Source organism: Streptomyces sp. NPDC048696, from assembly GCF_043198895.1.
In the GTDB taxonomy this organism is placed as follows: Bacteria; Actinomycetota; Actinomycetes; order Streptomycetales; family Streptomycetaceae; genus Streptomyces.
The window spans coordinates 181,225-201,646 of record NZ_JBICVJ010000002.1; the positions used below are offsets into that span (position 1 = coordinate 181,225).

15 protein-coding genes and 1 pseudogene are annotated in these 20,422 nt (G+C 72.1%); 5 read left to right on the top strand and 11 right to left on the bottom strand.

The window, feature by feature from the left end:
* Window positions 1-132: 132 nt before the first annotated feature.
* Window positions 133-1,194 (top strand): isoafricanol synthase, encoded by a 1,062-nt coding sequence (locus ACGFRG_RS03930; protein ID WP_361418197.1) that lies wholly within the window; start codon window positions 133-135, stop codon window positions 1,192-1,194.
* Window positions 1,195-1,207: 13 nt separating this feature from the next.
* On the opposite strand, the gene ACGFRG_RS03935 is transcribed toward ACGFRG_RS03930, so the two are convergent.
* From ACGFRG_RS03935 to ACGFRG_RS03960, 6 genes are all read right to left on the bottom strand, one after another.
* On the bottom strand, window positions 1,208-1,798 hold the full coding sequence (locus tag ACGFRG_RS03935; protein ID WP_361418200.1) for an ABATE domain-containing protein: 591 nt from the start codon (window positions 1,796-1,798) through the stop codon (window positions 1,208-1,210).
* Window positions 1,799-1,898: 100 nt separating this feature from the next.
* On the bottom strand, window positions 1,899-2,138 hold the full coding sequence (locus ACGFRG_RS03940) for a DUF397 domain-containing protein (RefSeq protein WP_361418203.1): 240 nt from the start codon (window positions 2,136-2,138) through the stop codon (window positions 1,899-1,901).
* Window positions 2,139-2,289: 151 nt separating this feature from the next.
* Window positions 2,290-3,456 (bottom strand): thiolase domain-containing protein, encoded by a 1,167-nt coding sequence (locus ACGFRG_RS03945; protein WP_393261816.1) that lies wholly within the window; start codon window positions 3,454-3,456, stop codon window positions 2,290-2,292.
* A 5-nt stretch (window positions 3,457-3,461) separates the two neighbouring features.
* Window positions 3,462-4,517: a thiolase domain-containing protein gene (locus ACGFRG_RS03950; RefSeq protein ID WP_393261081.1), complete on the bottom strand. Its 1,056-nt coding sequence runs from the start codon at window positions 4,515-4,517 to the stop codon at window positions 3,462-3,464.
* A complete protein-coding gene (locus ACGFRG_RS03955; protein WP_393261083.1) occupies window positions 4,517-5,461 on the bottom strand; it encodes a Zn-ribbon domain-containing OB-fold protein in 945 nt (314 codons plus the stop codon). Before ACGFRG_RS03955 ends, ACGFRG_RS03950 begins: the two co-directional genes overlap by 1 nt.
* Window positions 5,462-5,573: 112 nt before the next feature.
* Window positions 5,574-6,374, bottom strand: a complete 801-nt coding sequence (locus ACGFRG_RS03960) for a crotonase/enoyl-CoA hydratase family protein (RefSeq protein WP_361418212.1) — start codon at window positions 6,372-6,374, stop codon at window positions 5,574-5,576.
* A 166-nt stretch (window positions 6,375-6,540) separates the two neighbouring features.
* On the opposite strand from ACGFRG_RS03960, the gene ACGFRG_RS03965 reads away from it, so the two are divergent.
* The 3 genes from ACGFRG_RS03965 (at window position 6,541) to ACGFRG_RS03975 (ending at window position 12,238) form a co-directional block, all read left to right on the top strand.
* The gene (locus tag ACGFRG_RS03965; protein ID WP_361418215.1) at window positions 6,541-8,169 is read left to right on the top strand and encodes an acyl-CoA synthetase; all 1,629 of its coding nucleotides are present in this window, start codon (window positions 6,541-6,543) and stop codon (window positions 8,167-8,169) included.
* Window positions 8,170-8,284: 115 nt separating this feature from the next.
* Window positions 8,285-9,589: a phenylacetate--CoA ligase PaaK gene (paaK, locus tag ACGFRG_RS03970; protein ID WP_393261085.1), complete on the top strand. Its 1,305-nt coding sequence runs from the start codon at window positions 8,285-8,287 to the stop codon at window positions 9,587-9,589.
* 276 nt (window positions 9,590-9,865) lie between these two features.
* Window positions 9,866-12,238, top strand: coding sequence for a penicillin acylase family protein (locus tag ACGFRG_RS03975; protein ID WP_393261819.1), 2,373 nt, complete (start codon window positions 9,866-9,868; stop codon window positions 12,236-12,238).
* Window positions 12,239-12,281: 43 nt separating this feature from the next.
* Here the strand turns inward: ACGFRG_RS03975 and ACGFRG_RS03980 are convergent, their stop codons facing one another.
* The 4 genes from ACGFRG_RS03980 to ACGFRG_RS03995 form a co-directional block, all read right to left on the bottom strand.
* On the bottom strand, window positions 12,282-13,187 hold the full coding sequence (locus ACGFRG_RS03980; protein ID WP_393261088.1) for an RNA polymerase sigma-70 factor: 906 nt from the start codon (window positions 13,185-13,187) through the stop codon (window positions 12,282-12,284).
* A gap of 35 nt (window positions 13,188-13,222) precedes the next feature.
* Window positions 13,223-14,173, bottom strand: a complete 951-nt coding sequence (locus tag ACGFRG_RS03985) for an NAD(P)-dependent oxidoreductase (protein WP_361418224.1) — start codon at window positions 14,171-14,173, stop codon at window positions 13,223-13,225.
* 150 nt (window positions 14,174-14,323) lie between these two features.
* Window positions 14,324-15,883 (bottom strand): acyl-CoA synthetase, encoded by a 1,560-nt coding sequence (locus ACGFRG_RS03990; RefSeq protein ID WP_393261090.1) that lies wholly within the window; start codon window positions 15,881-15,883, stop codon window positions 14,324-14,326.
* Window positions 15,880-16,989: an NAD(P)H-dependent flavin oxidoreductase gene (locus ACGFRG_RS03995; protein ID WP_393261093.1), complete on the bottom strand. Its 1,110-nt coding sequence runs from the start codon at window positions 16,987-16,989 to the stop codon at window positions 15,880-15,882. The genes ACGFRG_RS03990 and ACGFRG_RS03995 overlap by 4 nt, the downstream gene beginning before the upstream one ends.
* Before the next feature lie 459 nt (window positions 16,990-17,448).
* Between ACGFRG_RS03995 and ACGFRG_RS04000 the strand changes: the two are divergent.
* Window positions 17,449-18,636, top strand: a pseudogene (locus ACGFRG_RS04000) (serine hydrolase domain-containing protein); the annotation flags it as partial.
* A 213-nt stretch (window positions 18,637-18,849) separates the two neighbouring features.
* Here the strand turns inward: ACGFRG_RS04000 and ACGFRG_RS04005 are convergent.
* A complete protein-coding gene (locus ACGFRG_RS04005; protein WP_393261095.1) occupies window positions 18,850-20,418 on the bottom strand; it encodes a phytoene desaturase family protein in 1,569 nt (522 codons plus the stop codon).
* Window positions 20,419-20,422 lie beyond the last annotated feature (4 nt).

Here is a 20,422-nt window from a genome sequence, read left to right on the forward strand (position 1 = left end):
CGCGCTCGCAGGGGGCGCACGACGTCGGTCCGTACGCGGCTTGTGCGGTGCCGGTCGGCGGCGCACTATGAGGTTTCCGGACAGCAGCTCCGCCCAAGGCTGCTCACACCTCGGAGCGCGGAAGGCGGAGCGATGACGTCCCCAGGAACCCCGCGTCGGCACGAGTCGCGAACCGGGCTGGTAGACATCCCCTTCCACGCCCGCTGCCACCCGCGCCACACGGTGGCGCGTCAGCACACCCTCGACTGGCTTCACCAGTTCGGGATGCTTTCGGGCCAGCACGCGACGGCCGAGTACGACGCGATGGGGCTGGAACGTCTGATGGCGTACTTCTATCCGGACGCCACGGATTCCGATCTCGCGCTGGCGACCGACCTCAACGCCTGGTTCTTCGTCTTCGACGACCAGTTCGACGGGCCGATCGGCCGACAGCCCGACGCCGTCGCCCGACAGATCGACACCATGCTGCGCACCATGAGCGATCGAGGACCGGCGCCGGGCGACCCCAGCAACCATCTCGCCGACTCGCTCGCCGACTTGTGGCGCCGCCTCGGTGAGGACACCCCGCTGCTGTGGCAGGCGCGCTTCCGCGACCACTGGCGCGACTATCTGACGGCGTACCACTGGGAGGCCCTGAACCGCACCCGTACGGGGCTGCCGTCGCTGCCCGGCTTCCTGCGCGGGCGCCGCGACTCCATCGGCGTACAGCCCTGCCTGGATCTGGTCGAGCGCTGCGGCCGCTACACCCTGCCCCAGGAGCTGCACAGCGGCAGCCCGCTCGCCGAGATGCGGTGGATCACCGCCGATGTGGTGATCTTCGTGAACGACATCGTGTCCGTGGACAAGGAGCTGGCCGCCGGGGACGTCAACAACAGCGTCATCATCCTGCACAAGGGCTCCGGCCTCTCGGTGGAGCGCGCCGCCCGCGAGGTCGCCCGGCTCGCCAACTCCCGTGTGGCGCACTTCCAGACGCTCGCCCAGGAGCTGACGGCCGCGCTCGCGGTGGCGGGCGTCTCGGACCGGCTGCGGGCGCATGTGGCCGACTACGTGGCGGGCATGCGGGCGCTGATGAGCGGCAATCTGGCCTGGTCGCGTACGACGGCGCGGTACGCCGAGGCGGGCGTCGAGGCCGCGACCCGGGGCCAGCGGCCGTGGGCGCACCTCTTCGAGGAGGCGGACGCGATGGACGCCTGATCGCCGACGCGGCCTACGCCGGTACCCGCCGGCGCTGCTGGTGGCGGGCGACCCGGGCGCGGTTGCCGCAGGACGGCTTGCACCACTCCTGGCGCGGGTGCTCCTTGAGGAAGTACCGCACACAGCGCGGGCCGTGGCAGGCCCGCAGCTTCTCGCGGTCGGGCCCGGCCAGGAACTCGACAGCGGCCCGGGCGAGCGCGGCGCACAGCGCCGTGACGGCGTCCGGCGCCGCGTCGGCGCGGTGCTCCAGATACGGGTCGGCGCCCGTGGGCCACTCCAGCCGGGGCACGGTGGGTACGGCCGCGGCCGTGCGGTTCAGCAGATCGAGGGCCGCCTCGACGGGCAGCAGCCGGTCCGCGTCGGCGGCGCTGGGCGGGCCGGGCCGTACCGCGTGCGCGAACAGGGTGCGCACGGCGGCCCGCAGCGCGCGCACCGAGGACAGGGCCGCGTCGTCCGCGACGAAGCCGTCGGCACCGGGCGCGGCCGCGTGCTCGCGCACCCAGCGGGTCAGCCCCTCGGCCTGGTCGAGGTCGTCGGCGACGCCCCCGTGTCCGTCGTGCCGGATCGTGAGGGCGAGGTCGAGGACGAGGGAGTGGTCGGCCATGTGTCTCATGGTAACCAGGACCACAATCGTTAGACACGGGCGTGCCGGGTCGCACCCGATATGCACGGATGCGCCCGGCTTCGCCGTCTCCGTCCGCCTCTCAGGTGAGGTCGAACTCGCCGTCCCGCGCGTTCAGTACGAAGGCGCGCCACTCGGCCGGGCTGAAGATCAGCGACGGACCGCTGGGACTGCCTCCGTTGCGCATCGCGATGAACCCCTCGACGAAGGCGATCTGGACGTCCCCCATCCCCTGACTGCTCGACCTCCAGTCGGCGTTGCTGAGATCGAGCTCCGGCTTGTCCCAACCCACAAGGGTCTGCTGGGTGGTGCTCTCGGCCACGTCCCTGCTCCTCCCGGTTCCCTGTCGTCCGGGGCCAGACTAGCGATCGTGCCCGGTGACGGACAGGCCACGGAAGGAGTACCGCGCCCGGTCCAGGTCGACGGCCGGACAGGGCCCGCGACCGTCCCGGGCCAGATCCACCGGACAGGCCCTAGCGATCCGGCCGCTCCGCCCCGACCAGCCACATGGCGAAGAACTGCGAACCGCCGCCGTAGGCGTGTCCGAGCGCCTTGCGTGCCCCGTCGACCTGGTGCTCCCCCGCCCGGCCCCGGACCTGGAGGGCCGCCTCGGCGAAGCGGATCATGCCGGAGGCGCCGATGGGGTTGGTGGACAGGACCCCGCCGGACGGGTTGACGGGCAGATCGCCGTCGAGCTCGGTGACGCCGGACTCGGTGAGCTTCCAGCCCTCGCCCTCCGCCGCGAACCCCAGGTTCTCCAGCCACATCGGCTCGTACCAGGAGAACGGCACGTACATCTCGACGGCGTCGATCTCCCGGCGCGGGTCGGCGATCTGGGCCTGGCGGTAGACGTCGGCCGCGCAGTCCTTGCCCGCGCGGGGCGAGACGAAGTCCTTGCCCGCGAACAGGGTGGGCTCGCTGCGCATCGCCCCGCCGTGCACCCAGGCGGGCGGACGCGGCGAACGGGCCGCGCCCGTACGGTCGGTGAGGACCATCGCGCAGGCTCCGTCCGAGGACGGACAGGTCTCCGAGTACCGGATCGGGTCCCACAGCATCGGCGAGCCCTGGACCTTCTCCAGGGTGATGTCGTGCTCGTGCAGATGCGCGTACGGGTTCTTGAGCGCGTTGCGCCGGTCCTTGTAGGCGACGAGCGAGCCGACCGTGTCGGGCGCGCCGGAGCGCCGCATGTACGCGCGCACATGCGGCGCGAAGAAGCCGCCGGCCCCGGCGAGCAGCGGCTGCTGGAAGGGGACCGGCAGCGACAGGCCCCACATCGCGTTGGACTCGGACTGCTTCTCGAAGGCGAGGGTCAACACCGTGCCATGGACCCGCGCGGCCACCAGGTTGGCGGCGACCAGCGCGGTCGAGCCGCCGACCGAGCCCGCGGTGTGCACCCGCAGCATCGGCTTGCCGACCGCGCCGAGCGCGTCGGCGAGGTACAGCTCGGGCATCATCAGCCCCTCGAAGAAGTCGGGGGCCTTGCCGATGACGACGGCGTCGATGTCGCCCCAGGTCACCTCGGCGTCTTCCAGGGCGCGTTGGGCGGCCTCGCGGACCAGTCCCGCGATGGAGACGTCCCGGCGGGCGGCGACGTGTTTGGTCTGGCCGATCCCGACGACGGCCACCGGCTCCTTGCTCATGGCGCTCACGACGCTTCCCCCTCCAGGACGGCGACGAGGTTCTGCTGGAGGCACGGCCCGGAGGTGGCGTGGGCCAGTGCCCGGTCGGACTCGCCCCGGTGGATGCGGGCGGCCGCCTCACCGATCCGGACCAGGCCCGCGGCCATCACCGGGTTCGCCGCGAGCGCGCCCCCGGACGGGTTGACCTTCACATCGGCACCCAGCCGCAGGGCCTTGCGCAGGACGACCTCCTGCGAGGTGAAGGGCGCGTGCAACTCGGCGGTGTCCACCGGCCGTTCGAAGGCGCCGGCGCGCTCGGCCGCGAGCCGGGTGGACGGCGAGTCGGTGAGATCGCGCACCCCGAGGGCGTGCGCCTCGATGCGGTGGTCCATGCCCCGGATCCAGGCGGGCCGCGCGCACAGTCGGCGTGCCGTGTCCCCGGCGGCGAGGATCACGGCGGCGGCCCCGTCCCCGACCGGCGGACAGTCGCCGGTCCGCAGCGGACGTACGAGGTAGTCGCCCTGCGGACGCGAACCGCTCACCTGGGCATGGGAGTTGGCGGTGGCGTCCGTGCGGCTGCGCGCCGCGATCCCGGCGAGCGCGGGCTCGTCCGTGTCACCCGCGTCGATCAGCGCCTGCGCCTGGAGGGCGGCCAGCGCGACGGAGTCGGGCCACAGGGGCGCGAGGTAGTACGGGTCGAGCTGCCGGGTCAGGACGTCGCGGACCTCGCCGGGCGACGACTTCCCGTACGCGTAGACGAGGGCGGTGTCCGCCTCACCGGTGAGGATCTTCACCCAGGCCTCGTAGAGCGCCCAGGCGCCGTCCATCTCGACGTGCGACTCGGCGATCGGCGGCCAGGCGCCCACACCGTCGAGCGCCATGGTGAACGAGAAGGCCCGGCCCGCGAGGTAGTCCGAGGAGCCCGAGCAGGTGAACCCGATGTCGCCGGTCCGCAAGCCGGTCGCGTCGAGGACCTGATGCAGCACCGGCATCAGCATCTCGACCTCGGAGAGCTCGTCCGTGCGGCGCCGGTGGTCGGTCTGCGCGAAGGCGACGACGGCGACGTCCCTGACCGGATCCATCAGATCAGCTCCCTGTACGTGTCGTAGTCGGCGTCCCGCTCGCCCGTGGGCCGGTAGTGGTCGGGGTGGCGCCCACCCTCGCTCCACACCGGTTCGACGCGCAGCCCCATCCGCACCTGGTCGTACGGGATGCCGCCGATCCGGCCGTGCAACGCGAGGTCGGCGCCGTCGAGCGCGATGTGCGCGTAGACGTAGGGCACCTCGATGTCGAGGTTCTTCGCTTTGATGTTGACGATGCAGTACGTGGTGACCGTGCCTGCCGGTCCCACCTCGACCCGCTCCTCGGTGGCCACCCCGCAGGTGGGGCAGGCGCCACGGGGCGGGACGTACACCTTGCGGCACGAGGGACAGCGCTCGCCGACCGTGCGGTGCTCGGCGAGCGCGTTGATGTACCGGCTCTGGGCGCCGCCGGGAGTATAGGTGTAGTCGAGCCGGGCCGGAGCGACGATCTGGGTGACCGGATCGGCGAACTCGCCGCTGTGCGGGGCGGGTTGATCCGCCGGTTCGCTCTCGTACGGAACGAAGCAGGCGATGTCGGTGATCGCGCCGGTGCGTTCCGGGGCCCAGCGCACCTTGACCCGCATCCCGGTCCGCACGGCGTCGGGGCCCGGCGCGTCCAGGGCGTGCAGCAGCGCGGTGTCGGCCCCGTCGAGCCGGACCAGGACCCAGGCGAAGGGGGTGTCGAGGGGCTGGCCCCGGCGGGGCTCGTGGTTCCAGGCCCAGGTGGTGACGGTCCCGGTGTCGGCGACCTCGACGAGCTCGCGGAGCTCTTCGGCGGTGCCCGGGTCGTACTCGACGGGCGGGACCAGGGTGCGGCCGTCACGGGTCCGCACCCCGAGGACGACACGCTCGCGCAGACCGGTCAGAAAGGCGCTCTGCACCGGGCCGAGGGAGCGGGTGAAGGGGAATTCGACGACAAGCGGTGCTTTGAGAATTCCGGGCATCGAGGGGTTGCCTCCTTCATCGGTGCGGCTCGCGCCCATCAGGGGCGCGGGGAACTGCGCGACCAGCCACTGACGGCCCGCAGTTGCCAACCGGCCTACGCCGGCGCAGCGCCTACGCTCGGCGGTAGACGGGCGGGCGCTTCTCGGCGAAGGCGCGGGCGCCCTCCTTGGCGTCGGCGGTGTCGAACACCGGCCAACCGCGCTTGAGTTCGGCGGCGAGTCCGTCGGTCTCGGTCATCTCGGCGCTCTCGTACACGGATGCCTTGACCGCCTCGACGGCGAGCGGGCCGCAGGCGTTGATCTGCTCGGCGGTCTCCAGCGCCGCGTCCAGGGCCGTGCCGTCGGGCACGACGCGGCCGACGAGCCCGATGTCCCGCGCCTCGGCCGCGCTGTACGGACGCCCGGTGAGCAGCATCTCCAGCGCGTGCGTGCGCGGGATCTGGCGCTGGAGCCGGACCGTGGAGCCCCCGATGGGGAACAGGCCGCGCCGGACCTCGAAGAGCCCGAAGACCGCGCTCTCCCCGGCGACCCGGATGTCGGTGCCCTGAAGGATCTCGGTCCCGCCCGCCACACAGGCGCCCTCCACCGCCGCGATCACGGGTTTGCGCGGGCGGTGATGGCGGAGCATCGCCTTCCAGTGGAGGTCGGGGTCGGCCTTGAGCCGGTCGCGGTAGTGCTCGCCCTCCATCCCCCCACCCGCCAGGGCCTTGAGGTCCATGCCCGCGCAGAACGCGCCGCCCGCACCGGTGAGGACGACGGAGCGGACCGCGTCGTCGGCGTCGGCCTCCAGCCACCCGTCATAGAGGCCGACGAGCATGGCGAGCGAGAGCGCGTTCTTGGCCTGCGGCCGGTTGAGGGTGAGTACGAGTGTGGCGCCTTCGCGGCGCACGGCGAGGTGTTCGGTGCCACCCATGGGCGTGCCTCCCGTCATCGGACTGGAACAGGTTGCAGGAGCCGGGGGCCCAGTACAAGAGTTTTCTGACAGTCAGTCAGATTCTTTCGCCGGGGGCCCTTCCCAGTTGCGGTCGGCTCTGCTCTGATGACGGCCACACGGGATGACTCCGGGGTCAGGAGGAGCGGTGGAGTACAACCTTGCCGACCTGTTCGAGTCGGTCGTCGACGTGGTCCCCGACCGCGAGGCCCTGCTCTACCTCGACCACCCCGGCACGGGCGCGGAGCGCCGGCTGACCTACGCGCAGCTGGACGCGGCGGCCAACCGGATCGCCCACCATCTGCTCGACAGCGGCATCCGCCCGGGCGAACACCTGGGCCTGCACCTCTACAACGGCGTCGAATACCTCCAGACGGTGCTCGGCTGCCTCAAGGCCAGAGTGGTTCCGGTGAACGTCAACTACCGCTATGTCGAAGAGGAGTTGGTCTACCTCTACCGGGACGCGGACCTGGCGGCGCTGGTCTTCGACGCCGAGTTCACCGAGCGGGTCGCGGGCGCGCTGCCGCACACCGAGAAGCTGCGCCATCTGATACGGGTCGGGGAGCGGCCCGAGGGATTGCCCGCGCTCGACGCCGTACCGTTCGCCGAAGCCGAGGCGACCGGCTCGTCCGGGCGCGGCTTCGCGCCGAGATCGCCCGACGACCTCTTCATCATCTACACCGGCGGCACCACCGGGATGCCCAAGGGCGTGATGTGGCGTCAGGAGGACCTGTTCTTCTCGGGGCTCGGCGGCGGCGCGCCGACCGGCGAGCCCGTCGGGCGGCCGCAGGAGCTGGCCGAGCGGGTCGCGGCCGGCGGCGAGGGCATCACCTTCTTCCCCACTCCCCCGCTGATGCACGGCACCTCCACGCTCACCGCCTTCATCGGCTTCAACTTCGGTCAACGCGTGGTCATCCACCGCAAGTTCGTGCCCGAGGAAGTCCTGCGCACGATAGAGAAGGAACGGGTCACCAGTGTGTCGCTGGTCGGCGACGCGATGCTGCGGCCGCTGATCGACGCGCTGAGCGGCCCGATGAAGGGCACCGACTGCTCGTCCGTGTTCAGCGTCTCCTCCTCCGGCGCGATCATGTCGGAGACGGTCCGCGCCCAGTTCGGCGCGCTGGTCCCGAACGCGATGCTGCTCAACAACTTCGGCTCGTCCGAGTCCGGCTTCAACGGCACGGCGACCGACGACTCCGGCCCCGCCAAGGGCTTCCGGCTGCGCGTCAACTCCCGTACGGCGGTGGTCGACCCGGCCACCCACGAGCCGGTGAAGCCCGGCGAGCCGGGCAGGATCGCCCAGCGCGGCCATGTACCGCTCGGCTACTACAACGACCCGGCCAAGACCGCCGACACGTTCTTCCAGCGGGACGGCGAGCGCTGGGTGCTGCTCGGCGACATGGCCACGGTCGACGAGGACGGCATCGTCACCGTCCTCGGCCGCGGCTCGCAGTGCATCAACACGGGCGGCGAGAAGGTGTACCCGGAGGAGGTCGAGCAGGCGCTCAAGTCCCATCCCGATGTGTACGACGCGCTGGTCGCCGGGGTGCCGGACGCGAAATGGGGCAGTCATGTGGCAGCCGTGGTGCAGCTGCGCGAGGGAGCCGGGACGCCGTCGCTCGACGATATCCAGAGCCACTGCCGCACCCGCCTCGCGGGCTACAAGGTGCCGCGTCAGCTGGTGATCGCGCCCAGCATCCAGCGCTCGCCCAGCGGCAAGGCGGACTACCGGTGGGCCCGGGCGGTGGCGGCGGGGGCCGATTCACCCGCGGGGTGATCCCGGTTGTCCACAGGTCTTGACGCTCCGGCCGGATGACTGGATTACTGACTCCGAGAGGATCGACCGAATGATCGGTCGTCCGATTCGTACGGAGTGAGGACGGGAGCGGTCCATGGCGGCACCTCTGCTGGACGCGGCGGAACGGCTGAGCAGGCCGGAGCTGGAAGCCCTGCAGCTCGACCGGCTGCGGGCCGCGCTGCGCCATGCCTACGAGCATGTGGGCTTCTACCGGGAGGCGTTCGACAAGGCGGGGATACTGCCCGAGGACTGCCGCTCGCTCGCCGATCTGGCCCGCTTCCCGTTCACCACCAAGGCGGACCTGCGCGATCACTACCCGTTCGGCATGTTCGCCGTCCCCGAGGACCGGATCCGCCGCATCCACGCCTCCAGCGGCACCACCGGCCGCCCGACCGTCGTCGGCTACACCGATCGGGATCTGGACACCTGGGCGGACGTGGTGGCCCGCTCGATCCGCGCGGCGGGCGGCAGGCCGGGCCACAAGGTCCATGTCGCGTACGGGTACGGGCTGTTCACCGGCGGCCTGGGGGCGCACTACGGAGCCGAGCGGCTCGGCTGCACGGTGATCCCGGCGTCCGGCGGGATGACGGCCCGCCAGGTCCAGCTGATCCAGGACTTCCGCCCCGAGATCATCATGGTGACCCCGTCGTACATGCTGACGCTCCTGGACGAGTTCGAGCGCCAGGGCCTCGATCCCCGGGCGACCTCCCTGAAGGTCGGCATCTTCGGGGCCGAGCCGTGGACGGAGGAGATGCGCCGCGAGATCGAGGAGCGGTTCGCCATCGACGCGGTCGACATCTACGGCCTGTCGGAGGTCATGGGTCCCGGCGTGGCGCAGGAGTGCGTGGAGACCAAGGACGGTCTGCACATCTGGGAGGACCACTTCTACCCCGAGATCGTCGACCCGCTCACCGGCGAGGTGCTGCCCGAGGGCGAGCGCGGCGAGCTGGTCTTCACCTCGCTCACCAAGGAGGCCATGCCCGTCATCCGGTACCGGACACGGGATCTGACCCGGCTGCTGCCCGGTACGGCCAGGGTGTTCCGGCGGATGGAGAAGGTGACCGGCCGCAGTGACGACCTGGTGATCCTGCGCGGGGTCAACCTCTTCCCCACCCAGATCGAGGAGATCGTGCTGCGCACGCCCGGCGTCGCCCCGCACTTCCAGCTGCGGCTCACCCGGGAGGGCCGGCTGGACGCGCTGACGGTACGGGTGGAGGCGCGGGCGGACACGGCGCCCGAGCAGCGGGCGGCGGCCGCCGACTCGATCGTCTCGGCGGTCAAGGACGGCATCGGGGTCTCGGTCGCGGTCGAGGTCGTCGACCCGGAGACGATCGAGCGCTCGGTGGGCAAGTTCAAACGGATTGTCGATCTGCGCAGCGGTCCCGCGGCTCACGGCTGAGGCCCCCGGGCGGGCGGTGGCGCCGGTCGGCCTGTTGACAGGTGTGCGGTCGGGCTGAATGAGTGGCTGTGATACGTCGTATGTCATGAGCAACTACCCGTGTCACCCGCCCATTTGGGAGGAACGTTGGCTCTCCGCACGCGCTCAGGTACAGATACAGCCGCTGGTGCCGGCACGACGACCCGCACCCGCACGCTCACCGCCCCGCGCACACGCACCCGCCCGCGCACCGGCCCCCGCACGACCGCCCGGGTCAGACGGCTCGCGCTCGCCGGGATCGCCCTGTTCACCGTCGCCGCCTCGCTCTCCCCGGCGGCCGCCGCCGAGACCCGGGGCGACCACCACCCCTCGGGGGACGGCCTGTCCGCCGTCATCCGCTACACCGAGTACGGCATCCCGCACATCGTCGCCAAGGACTACGCCGACCTCGGTTTCGGCACCGGATACGCCCAGGCGGCCGACCAGGTGTGCACCCTCGCGGACGCCTTCGTCACGGTGCGCGGGGAGCGGTCGCGGTGGTTCGGCGCGGACGGCATGCCCGACGGCTCGCTCTCCTCGGCCTCCCGGAACCTGTCGAGTGACCTGTACTTCAAGGGAGTCCGGGACGCGCACGTCGTCGAGAAGCTGCTCGCGACCCGCGCGCCCGCCGGGCCGAGCGGGCAGTCCAAGGAGCTGATGCGCGGCTGGGCGGCGGGCTACAACGCCTGGCTGAAGCAGAACCGGATCACCGACCCGGCGTGCGAGGGCGCGCGCTGGGTGCGGCCCGTGACGCTCACCGATGTGGCCGCGCACGGCTTCGCGATCTCCGTGCTCGGCGGGCAGGGGCGCGACGTCGACGGGATCACGGCCGCGCAGCCGCCCACCGCGGCCACCCCCGCGACCACCCCGGACCCGGCCGGCAGCGCCAAGGCGGCGGCCGAGCTGTTCGCCGCCGACCAGGCCGACATGGGCTCCAACGCGGTCGCGTTCAGCGGCGCCGCCACGGCGAACGGACGCGGGCTGCTCCTCGGCAACCCGCACTACCCCTGGCACGGCGGCCGCCGCTTCTGGCAGATGCAGCAGACCATCCCGGGCGAGCTGAACGTCTCGGGCGGGGCCCTGCTCGGCACCGCGACGGTGAGCATCGGCTTCAACGACAAGGCGGCCTGGAGCCACACCGTCGCCACCGGCGTCCCGCTCAGCCTCCACCAGCTGAGCCTCGATCCGGCCGACCCGACCGCGTATCTCGTCGACGGCAGGTCCGAGCACATGACCCGGCGTACGGTGACCGTACCGGTGAAGGGCGGCGCGCCCGTCACGCGTACGCAGTGGTGGACCCGGTACGGGCCGGTCGTCGCGAACCTCGGGCCCTCGCTGCCGCTCCCGTGGACCAAGACCACGGCGTTCGCGCTCAACGATCCCAACGCGCTCAATCTGCGCGCCGCCGACACGGGCCTCGGCTTGGCCAAGGCGCGCGGCACCGCCGACATGCTCAAGGCCCTCGGCCGCACCCAGGGCCTGCCGTGGGTGAACACGATCGCCGCCGACTCCTCGGGGCACTCCCTGTTCACCCAGTCCCAGGTGCTCCCGCGCATCACCGACGAGCTGGCCGCGCGCTGCTCGACCCGGCTGGGCAAGGCGCTCTACCCGGCGTCGGGCGTCGCCGTCCTGGACGGCTCGCGCGGTGACTGCGCGCTCGGCTCGGACCGGGACGCCGTGCAGCCCGGGGTGTTCGGGCCCGCGAAGATGCCGGTGCTCAAGGACGCCGCGTACGCCGAGAACTCCAACGACAGCGCCTGGCTGACCAACGCCGACCATCCGCTGACCGGCTATGAGCGAGTCTTCGGCACGATCGGCACGCCCCGCTCACTGCGCACGCGCGGCGCTGTCCAGGACGTCTCGGCGATGGCGGCGAAGGGGCGGCTGACCGTCGCCGATCTCCAGCGGCAGGAGTTCGCCGACCGGGCGCCCGCCGGGAACCTGACGGCGGCCGACACGGCCAGGGCCTGCGCGGCCCTGCCCGGCGGCACCGCAACGAACAGCGCGGGCAAGGCGGTCGACGTCTCGGCGGCGTGCGCGGTGCTGGCCAAGTGGGACCGTACGGTCGACACCACGAGCCGGGGAGCGCTGCTCTTCGACCGCTACTGGCGCAAGCTGACCGCGACCGTACCGGCCGCCGAACTGTGGAAGGTGCCGTTCTCCGCCGCCGACCCGGTCCGCACGCCGAACACGCTCAACACCGCCTCGCCGGGCGTCGCACGGGCCCTGGCCGAAGCCGTCACCGAGCTGCGCACGGCGGGCATCGCGCTGGACTCGCCGCTGGGCGAGCACCAGTACGTCGTACGGAACGGGAAGCGCATCCCTCTGTCCGGCGGCACGGAAGGGCTCGGCATCTGGAACAAGGTCGAGGGCATCTGGGACCCGACGGCCGGCTACACCGAGGTGTCCACCGGCTCCAGCCACATCCAGGCGGTCGGCTGGCACGGCGGCGGCTGCCCCGACGCCCGCACCCTGCTCACGTACTCCCAGTCCGAGAACCCCAACTCACCGCACTACAGCGACCAGACGAAGCTGTACTCGGCCAAGCGCTGGGTGACGTCCCGCTTCTGCGAACGGGACGTCCTCGCCTCGCCCGCCCTGCGGGTGGTGCGGGTGCACGAGCACCGCTGACCACAGGTGCGGCCCGCCGACGCACGGCGGGCCGCATCGGCCGTCACACGGGGACGCGGGTGAGCTTGTCGGGGTTGAGCACGGAGTAGATCCCGTGGATGCGGCCGTCGCGGACGTCGAGCGAGGTGAGCTGGGAGCGGTCGTCGAGGGAGGTGTAGAGCGCCGGGGCGCCGTTGATGTCCAGGATCCGGGTCGCTCCGACCTCGTACTTGCCGAGCAGACCGGTGAGGAAGGCGAGCACCTTGGCGCGGCCGAGGACCGGGCGCAGGGCGGCGCGGACCTTGCCGCCGCCGTCGTTCCAGGCGACGACGTCCTCGCTCAGCAGCTCCGTGAGCCCGGCGAGATCGCCGCTCTGCGCCGCTGCCAGGAAGCGCGTGAACAGCTTCTCGTGGTCCTCGTCGGCGGGCTTGAACCGCTCGCGCCCGGCGGCGAGGTGCTGCCCGGCCCGGCGGAACATCTGGCGGCAGTTGGCGACGGTCGCCCCGAGGATGTCGGCGATCTCCTCGTACGACAGCTCGAAGGCCTCGCGCAGCACGAACACCGCCCGCTCCGGTGGTGTCAGACGCTCCATCAGATGCGCGGTGGCGAACGCGACCGTGTCGCGGAGCTCGGCCGTGTCCATCGGCCCGAGCGCGTCGGTGGCCACCGGCTCGGGCAGCCACGGGCCGGTGTACGCCTCACGGGTCACCCGAGCCGAGCGCAGCTGGTCGAGGGCGAGCCGCGAGACCACCTTGATCAGGAACGCGCGGGGCTCCCGGATCTCCTCGTGGTCGACGCCCCGCCAGCGCAGATAGGCGTCCTGGACCACGTCCTCGGCGTCCCACATGGAGCCGAGGAAACGGTAGGCGAGCCCGAGCAGCAGCGGCCGGTACCGCTCGAACTCCACGGCCCGATCCCCTGCGGGACCCTGCTCGGCCGCCGGATTCCCCTGGTGCGCGGGCGCTGCCATCGTGCCTGTCCTTTCCCCTGTACCGGCCGTGGACATCAGATCGCCGCGGCCGCCGGGCCATTCAACTCGACGGCGAAGCCGCTCCGCCACGAGGTGTGCCGCGGCCGCCAGTCCAGGCTGAGCTGGGCGCGGGCGTTGTCGGCGCCGCGCAGCTTGGTCATGTACGACACGCCCCAGCTGCCGGCGACCAGCCGCGCGACGAACGTGGGCAGGCGCCTCGGCGCGGGGGCCCCGAGGATCCGGGCGAGCTCGGGCGCCCAGGTGCTCATCGGGGCCGGGTCGTCGTCGACGACGTTGAGGACGCCGGTGGCGTTCCGGTCCAGGGCTGCGACCACGGCGGTGGCGGCGTCGTGCGCGTGTGTGAAGGAGAAGACCGCCGGACCGCCGCCGACCAGCGGGAACTTGCCGTCCCTGAGCTGCCGGGTGAACTGTCCGTCGGTGTCGAACGCCGAGCCCGGCCCGTAGAGGTGCCCGAAGCGCAGCACCAGACCGCCCGCGTCCCGGGTGCGCAGCTCCAGCTCGCGCAGCGCGTCGAGCGAGCGCCGGAACTGCTTGGGCGGCGCCTGCCACAGCGGGGTGTCCTCGTTGGCGAGCCCGTCGCCGTCCGGGTCGTACGCGAAGGCGACGCTCTGCGAGATGATCCGCCGCACGCCCGCGTGCCGGGCCGCCTCGACGAGATTGCGGGTGCCCTCGGTGCGCAGCCGGTCCGTGAGCGCGAACTCCTTCTGCATTTTACGGGGGTTGAGCTCGGCCGGGATCGCCGTGAGGAGATGGACGACGGCGTCCGGGGCGGCGTCGCGCACCGCCCGGTCGAGGGCCGCGGCGTCGAGGGCGTCGGCGACGACCGCCTTCGCCCCCGCCCGCTCCAGGGCCGCGGCCCGCCCGGTCGAGCGGGACAGGCCGATGACGTCGTGGCCGACCGAGGCAAGCAGGGGCACCAGGGCCCGCCCGATGACTCCGGTGGCTCCGGCGACGAGAACACGCATGGGGGTTCCTCCTGATGCCTGATGTCCGTCCCCGGGGGCGGATTCGTGGCCCCGGGGGTGTGTCGGCATCAGGACGGGCGAGGTGCGTCACGCGTGACAGTCGCGCGATGTGACCTGGGCCACAGGCTGACGACAGACTGACGTACGTCGTCACATGGCCTTCTCGTGCCCCTCCCAGTACGGCTCGCGCAGCCGTCGCTTGTAGAGCTTGCCGTTGGGATCGCGCGGCATCGCGGCGATGAAGTCGAGCGACCGGGGCCGCTTGAAGCCCGCGAGCCGCTGTGCGCAGTGGGCGAGTATCGCGGCGGCGAGCGCCGGGCCGGGCTCGTGTCCGGGCGCGGGTTCGACGACCGCCTTGACCTCCTCACCCCAGTCCGGGTGCGGGATGCCGAACACGGCGGCGTCGGCGACGGCCGGGTGGGTCAGGAGCGCGGCCTCGATCTCGGCCGGATAGACATTGACCCCGCCCGAGATGATCATGTCGATCTTGCGGTCGCGCAGGAACAGATAGCCGTCCTCGTCGAGATAGCCGAGGTCGCCCACGGTGAAGAAGTCGCCGATACGGTTCTTCCGCGTCTTGGTCTCGTCCTTGTGGTAGCTGAAGCCGCCGGTCGACATCTTCATGTAGACGGTGCCCAGTTGACCGGCGGGCAGCCGCTCTCCGTCGTCGTCGAAGACCGCGAGCTCACTGATGGGCCACGCCTTGCCGACCGTGCCCGGCTTCTTCAGCCAGTCCTCGGCCGTGGCGAAGGCACCGCCGCCCTCGCTCGCCGCGTAGTACTCCTCCACGCAGCTCCCCCACCACTCGATCATCGCCCGCTTCACGTGGTCGGGGCACGGGGCCGCGCCGTGGATGGCGTGCCGCAGCGAGCCCACGTCGTACCGCGCGCGCACCTCGGCGGGCAGCGCGAGCAGCCGGTGGAACTGGGTCGGCACCATATGGGTGTGCGTACAGCCGTACGTGTCGATCAGGCGCAGCATCTCCTCGGGCGTCCACTTGTCCATCAGGACGAGCGGATGGCCGATGTGCAGCGACGCGCCCGCGAACTGCAGGACGGCCGTGTGATAGAGCGGCGAGCAGACGAGATGGACGTTGCCGTCGAACGGCTTGATGCCGAAGATGCCCAGGAAGCCGCCGAGATACGACTCCTCGGGGAGCTTTCCCGACAGCGGGCGCCGGATGCCGCGCGGGCGGCCGGTGGTGCCCGAGGTGTAGTTCATCACCCAGCCCAGCGTGCGGCCGTCGGGCACCGACGCGGGCTGTCCCGCCAGGAGCCGGTCGTACGGCTGGAACCCGGCCACCTCTCCGACGGCATAGCGGTGGCTGCCCGGCAGCTTCGCCTCGTCGGCTGCCACGGTCGCCGCGTCCGCGAACCGCTCGTGCGCGATCAGCACCTTGGCGCCGGAGTCGGCGACGATCCACGCGATCTCGGGCCCGACCAGATGGTGGTTGACGGGGACGAGATAGAAACCGGCCTGGGAGGCGGCCAGATACGCGGTGAAGAACTCGACTCCGTTGGGCAGCACGACGGCGAACGCGTCACCCCGTTCGAGCCCGGCCGCGCGCAGCCCGTGGACCAACTGGTTGACGGCGGCGTGCAGTCGGCCCGCCGTCCAGGCGACCCCGTCCGGGGCCGTCAGTACGACACGGTCCGGGTCGGCCGCGGCCTGCGCCCAGAATCCATTGGGCGGCTGCGGATCGGCGGTCATGCCCCACCCCTTCCGGCGATGCGGTTGATACGGTCCACGGCCTGCTCGAAGCCCCGGGTCAGGTCGTCGAAGACCTCCTGGACACTGCGCTCGGAGTTCATCCGGCCGACGATCTGGCCGACCGGCGTGCCGAGCAGGGGGCCGACCTCGTACTTCTGGATCCGGGACAGCGCCTCGGCGACCAGCAGTCCCTGCAACGGCATCGGCAGGGTGCCGGGGCCGCTCGGGTCGTCCCAGGCATCCGTCCACTCGGTGCGCAGCTGGCGTGCGGGCTTGCCGGTCAGGGCGCGCGAGCGGACGGTGTCGCCGGAGCCCGCCGCGAGGAGCTTCCGGGTCAGCGCGCGGGAGTGCAGATCGGCCTCGGTGGTGGTGAGCCAGAGGGAGCCGAGCCAGACGCCCTGCGCGCCGAGCGCGAGCCCGGCGGCCGCCTGGGCGCCGCTGCCGATGCCGCCGGCGGCGAGCACGGGCAACGGGCCGACCGCCTCGACGACTTCGGGCACCAGCACCATGGAGGCGATCTCGCCGGTGTGCCCGCCGGCTTCGTAGCCCTGGGCGACGACGATGTCGATGCCCGCGTCGGCGTGGTGGCGGGCGTGCTTGGCGCTGCCCGCGAGGGCGGCGACCAGGACGCCGTTGGTGTGGGCCCGCTCGACGACGTCGGCGGGCGGTGACCCCAGCGCGTTGGCGAGCAGTTTGATCGGGTACTCGAAGGCGACGTCGAGCTGGTTGCGGGCGACCTGCTCCATCCAGCCCGTGATGCGCCAGCCGGACGCCTCGCCCTCGGCGAGGTCGGGCACGCCGTGCTTGGCCAGGGTCTCCCGGACGAACTGCCGGTGCCCTTCCGGGATCATGGCCTCGACATCGGCCTCGGTGACGCCCTCCACCTTGCGCGCGGGCATCACGACGTCGAGGCCGTAGGGCAGTCCGTCGGTGTGGTCCTGCATCCAGTCGAGGTCGCGCGCGAGGTCGTCGGGCGCCGTGTACCGGACCGCGCCGAGCACACCGAACCCACCGGCCCGGGTGATCGCGGCGGCCACCGCGGGAAAGGGCGTGAAACCGAAGATGGCGTGCTCGACTCCCAGTCTCCTGCTCAGCTCCGTCTGCATGGGCCGCAGGATGCCGCAGCCGGGGCGCCGAGGGAAGAGATTTTCTGATGCAACGTCAGATTCATGACGTGGGGTGGGACGCTCGGGTCGACGATGCGGCCTTGTGGAAGCCGGTGCGTCCCCGGGTCCGCTTAGAGCCTGTCTTTGAACCCCCGTCGTCCGCCCGGAGGGCGGGCGCAGCGGCGGTCGGTGCGTGCGATCGGCGTGCGGTGTCCCAGGTCATGTGGCGGAGCCACCTGTCCTGGCACACCGCACGGCGAGCGTGCGTGCCGGGCGTCGCAGCGCAGGCGGGGGTTCAAAGACAGGCTCTAAGGGGGGCGGGGCTGTGTCATTGTGCGGCTCCGCCGCGGTGGGGGTCCCCCCTGTTCGAGCGGAGTCGAGAACTTGGGGGAGCGACCAGCCACCCACGGTCCGCAGCCGAATGACCGCCCTCCCAGCGGAGCACTTACGCTGGCGCTCATGGCTCGGAGCAACGACGAGACAAGGAACGTGCTGCGGCGCGGCACCGCCGCAGAGGCCGGACTGGTCCCCGACCGCCTGGCCGAGTTGGCCACAGTGGCCGAGAAGTTCCTCGGACCGTCACCGATACATTCCTGGTACGCGGGCGCGGTGGTCCTCGCCGGGCGCGGCCGGACCGTGGCGCTGCACCACGCCGTCGGCACGGCGGTGCGCTACTCGGCGTACGACGACAAGACCGACACGGGCGTCGAGCTTCCGCCGGAGCAGCGGATCGCCATGGCCGAGGACACGGTCTTCGACCTCGCCTCGCTCACCAAGCTGTTCACGGCGCTGCTCGCGGTGCGCCGCATCGAGCGGGGCGAGCTGGCGCTTGAGGGTGAAGTGGCCGCGTATCTCCCGGAGTTCGGGGCGTCGGGAAAGCAGGGCGTCACCGTACGGCAGCTGCTGACGCACACCTCGGGCCTGCGCGCCTGGCTTCCGCTGTACGACGAGCCGACCTACGCGGGGCAGCTGCGGCGGCTCCTTGACGAGGCGCCGATCAGCCCGCCGGGCACCACCTACCTCTACTCCGACCTCAACATGCTCGCGCTGCAACTGCTCCTGGAACGGATCAGCGGTCACCCTTTGGACACCCTGCTCCACGACGAGATCACCGCTCCACTCGGGATGCACCGCACTCGCTACAACCCGCCCGCCTCCTGGCGGCCCCGGATCGCGGCCACCGAGGACGCCCGCAAGCCCTGGTCGGGCCTGGACCGGGGCCTGGTGTGGGGCGAGGTGCACGACGAGAACGCCTACGCGCTCGGCGGGGTCGCCGGGCACGCCGGGGTGTTCTCCTGCGCCGGGGACCTGGCGGTCCTCGCCCGTACGCTCCTCGACGGCGGCTCCTACGGGCGTACGAGGATCCTCGGCGCCGACGCCACCGCCCTGCTCTTCACCGACTTCAACACCGCACATCCCGGCCACGCCCACGGCCTCGGCTTCGAGCTCGACCAGCGCTGGTACATGGGCGCGCTCGCCTCGCCGCGCACGGCGGGCCACACCGGGTTCACCGGCACCAGCCTGGTCCTCGACCCGGCGACCGACACGTTCCTGATGGTGCTGGCCAACTCGGTGCATCCGGTGCGCGGTTGGCGCTCGGGGTCGGCGCCGCGCGTGGCGCTGGCCGACGCCTTCGCGCGCGCGATCGCCCACTGAGCGCGCCGGAGCGCTCTAGGGCCTGTCCGGTGGATCTTGCCTGGGACGCGCGGGCCTGGCACGCACATCTGCCGCGTTGTCGTCGGTTGCCGACGCTCCGCGTCGCCGCCCTCCTCCGCCTTGCAGCCGCACGCACCAGCCCCCCGCTCACCAGCACCTAAACCGCACCCGGCACCGCTGGCGGCCAGATCCACCGGACAGGCCCTACCGCCCCAGCACCGCCATCGCCGCGTTGTGGCCGGGGATGCCGCTGACCCCGCCGCCCCGCACCGCGCCCGCCCCGCACAGCAGGACATTGGCGTGCGCCGTCTCCACGCCCCAGCGGCCGGTCGCCCCGTCCGCCTCCGCGTACGGGAAGGCGAGCGCGCGGTGGAAGATGTTGCCGCCGGGCAGCCGCAGGTCCCGCTCCAGGTCGAGCGGGGTCTTCGCCTCGATGCACGGCCGCCCCTGCGCGTCCGTGGCCAGACAGTCGGCGATGGGCTCGGCCAGCTGGGCGTCGAGCTGGGCCAGCGTGGCGGCCAGCAGTTCCTCGCGCTTCTTGTCGTTGTCATCGGCGAACAACCGCGCGGGGGTGTGCAGCCCGAACAGGGTCAGCGTCTGGTAGCCCCGCGCCACGAGGTCCGGGCCGAGGATGGACGGGTCCGTGAGCGAGTGGCAGTAGATCTCCGAGGGCGGCGCGTCGGGCAGTCGCCCGGCCGCCGCCTGGGCGTACGCGGCCGCCAGCTCGCCGTATCCCTCGCCGATGTGGAAGGTCCCGGCGAACGCCTCGCGCGGGTCGACGGAGGTGTCCCGCAGCCGGGGCAGCCGGGTGAGCAGCATGTTGACCTTGAGCTGGGCGCCCTCGGCGGGCGGCGGGGCCGCGTCGCCGGTGAGGACGGCCAGCGCCTGCGGCGAGGCGTTCACCAGGACGTGCCGGGCCGCGACCGTGCCCTCGCCCGTCCCCGTACCGGTATCCGTACGGAAGTCCACCTCGGCCGCGTGCCCGTCCGTGCGCAGCGCGGTCGCCTCGTGACCGGTGACGATCTCCGCGCCCGCCGCCCGCGCCGCATCGGCGAGCGCGTCCGTGAACGCCCCCATCCCGCCGACCGGAACGTCCCAGTCACCGGTGCCGCCGCCGATCACGTGGTAGAGGAAGCAGCGGTTCTGGGCGAGCGAGGGGTCGTGCGCGTCGGCGAAGGTGCCGATCAGGGCGTCGGTGAGGACGACTCCCCGTACGAGGTCGTCCGTGAACCGCTCCTCCACCGCGACCCCGATCGGCTCCTCGAACAGCGCCCGCCAGGCCGCCTCGTCACCGATACGCTCCCGCAGGGCGGCGGCCGTGGGCAGCGGCTCCGTCAGGGTCGGGAAGACCCGCTCGGCGACCCGCCGGGTCATCCCGTAGAACTCCCGCCAGGCTGTGTACTCGGCATCGGAGCCGGTCAACCGCCGGAACGCGGCCCGGGTGCGCTCCTCCCCGCCGCCGACCAGCAGACCGGTGGGACGGCCGTCGCGGACGACCGGGGTGTACGAGGAGACGTTCCGCTTGCGGACGGCGAACCGCAGCCCCAGCTCGTCCACGATCTTGTCCGGCAGCAGCGAGACCAGGTACGAGTAGCGCGAGAGCCGGGCGTCGACGCCCTCGAAGGGGCGGGTCGAGACGGCCGCGCCGCCCGTGTGGTCCAGGCGCTCCAGGACCAGGACCGACTGTCCGGCGCGGGCGAGATAGGCGGCCGCCACGAGGCCGTTGTGGCCCCCGCCGACGATCACGGTGTCATAGACCTGCTGTGCGGGCATGGCT

Coding starts and splice junctions, on each gene's coding strand:
- ACGFRG_RS03930 (WP_361418197.1), top strand. CDS start 133: ATGACGTCCCCAGGAACCCCGCGTCGGCACGAGTCGCGAACCGGGCTG.
- ACGFRG_RS03935 (WP_361418200.1), bottom strand. CDS start 1,798: ATGGCCGACCACTCCCTCGTCCTCGACCTCGCCCTCACGATCCGGCAC.
- ACGFRG_RS03945 (WP_393261816.1), bottom strand. CDS start 3,456: ATGAGCAAGGAGCCGGTGGCCGTCGTCGGGATCGGCCAGACCAAACAC.
- ACGFRG_RS03950 (WP_393261081.1), bottom strand. CDS start 4,517: ATGGATCCGGTCAGGGACGTCGCCGTCGTCGCCTTCGCGCAGACCGAC.
- ACGFRG_RS03955 (WP_393261083.1), bottom strand. CDS start 5,461: ATGCCCGGAATTCTCAAAGCACCGCTTGTCGTCGAATTCCCCTTCACC.
- ACGFRG_RS03960 (WP_361418212.1), bottom strand. CDS start 6,374: ATGGGTGGCACCGAACACCTCGCCGTGCGCCGCGAAGGCGCCACACTC.
- paaK (WP_393261085.1), top strand. CDS start 8,285: ATGGCGGCACCTCTGCTGGACGCGGCGGAACGGCTGAGCAGGCCGGAG.
- ACGFRG_RS03980 (WP_393261088.1), bottom strand. CDS start 13,187: ATGGCAGCGCCCGCGCACCAGGGGAATCCGGCGGCCGAGCAGGGTCCC.
- ACGFRG_RS03985 (WP_361418224.1), bottom strand. CDS start 14,173: ATGCGTGTTCTCGTCGCCGGAGCCACCGGAGTCATCGGGCGGGCCCTG.
- ACGFRG_RS03990 (WP_393261090.1), bottom strand. CDS start 15,883: ATGACCGCCGATCCGCAGCCGCCCAATGGATTCTGGGCGCAGGCCGCG.
- ACGFRG_RS03995 (WP_393261093.1), bottom strand. CDS start 16,989: ATGCAGACGGAGCTGAGCAGGAGACTGGGAGTCGAGCACGCCATCTTC.
- ACGFRG_RS04005 (WP_393261095.1), bottom strand. CDS start 20,418: ATGCCCGCACAGCAGGTCTATGACACCGTGATCGTCGGCGGGGGCCAC.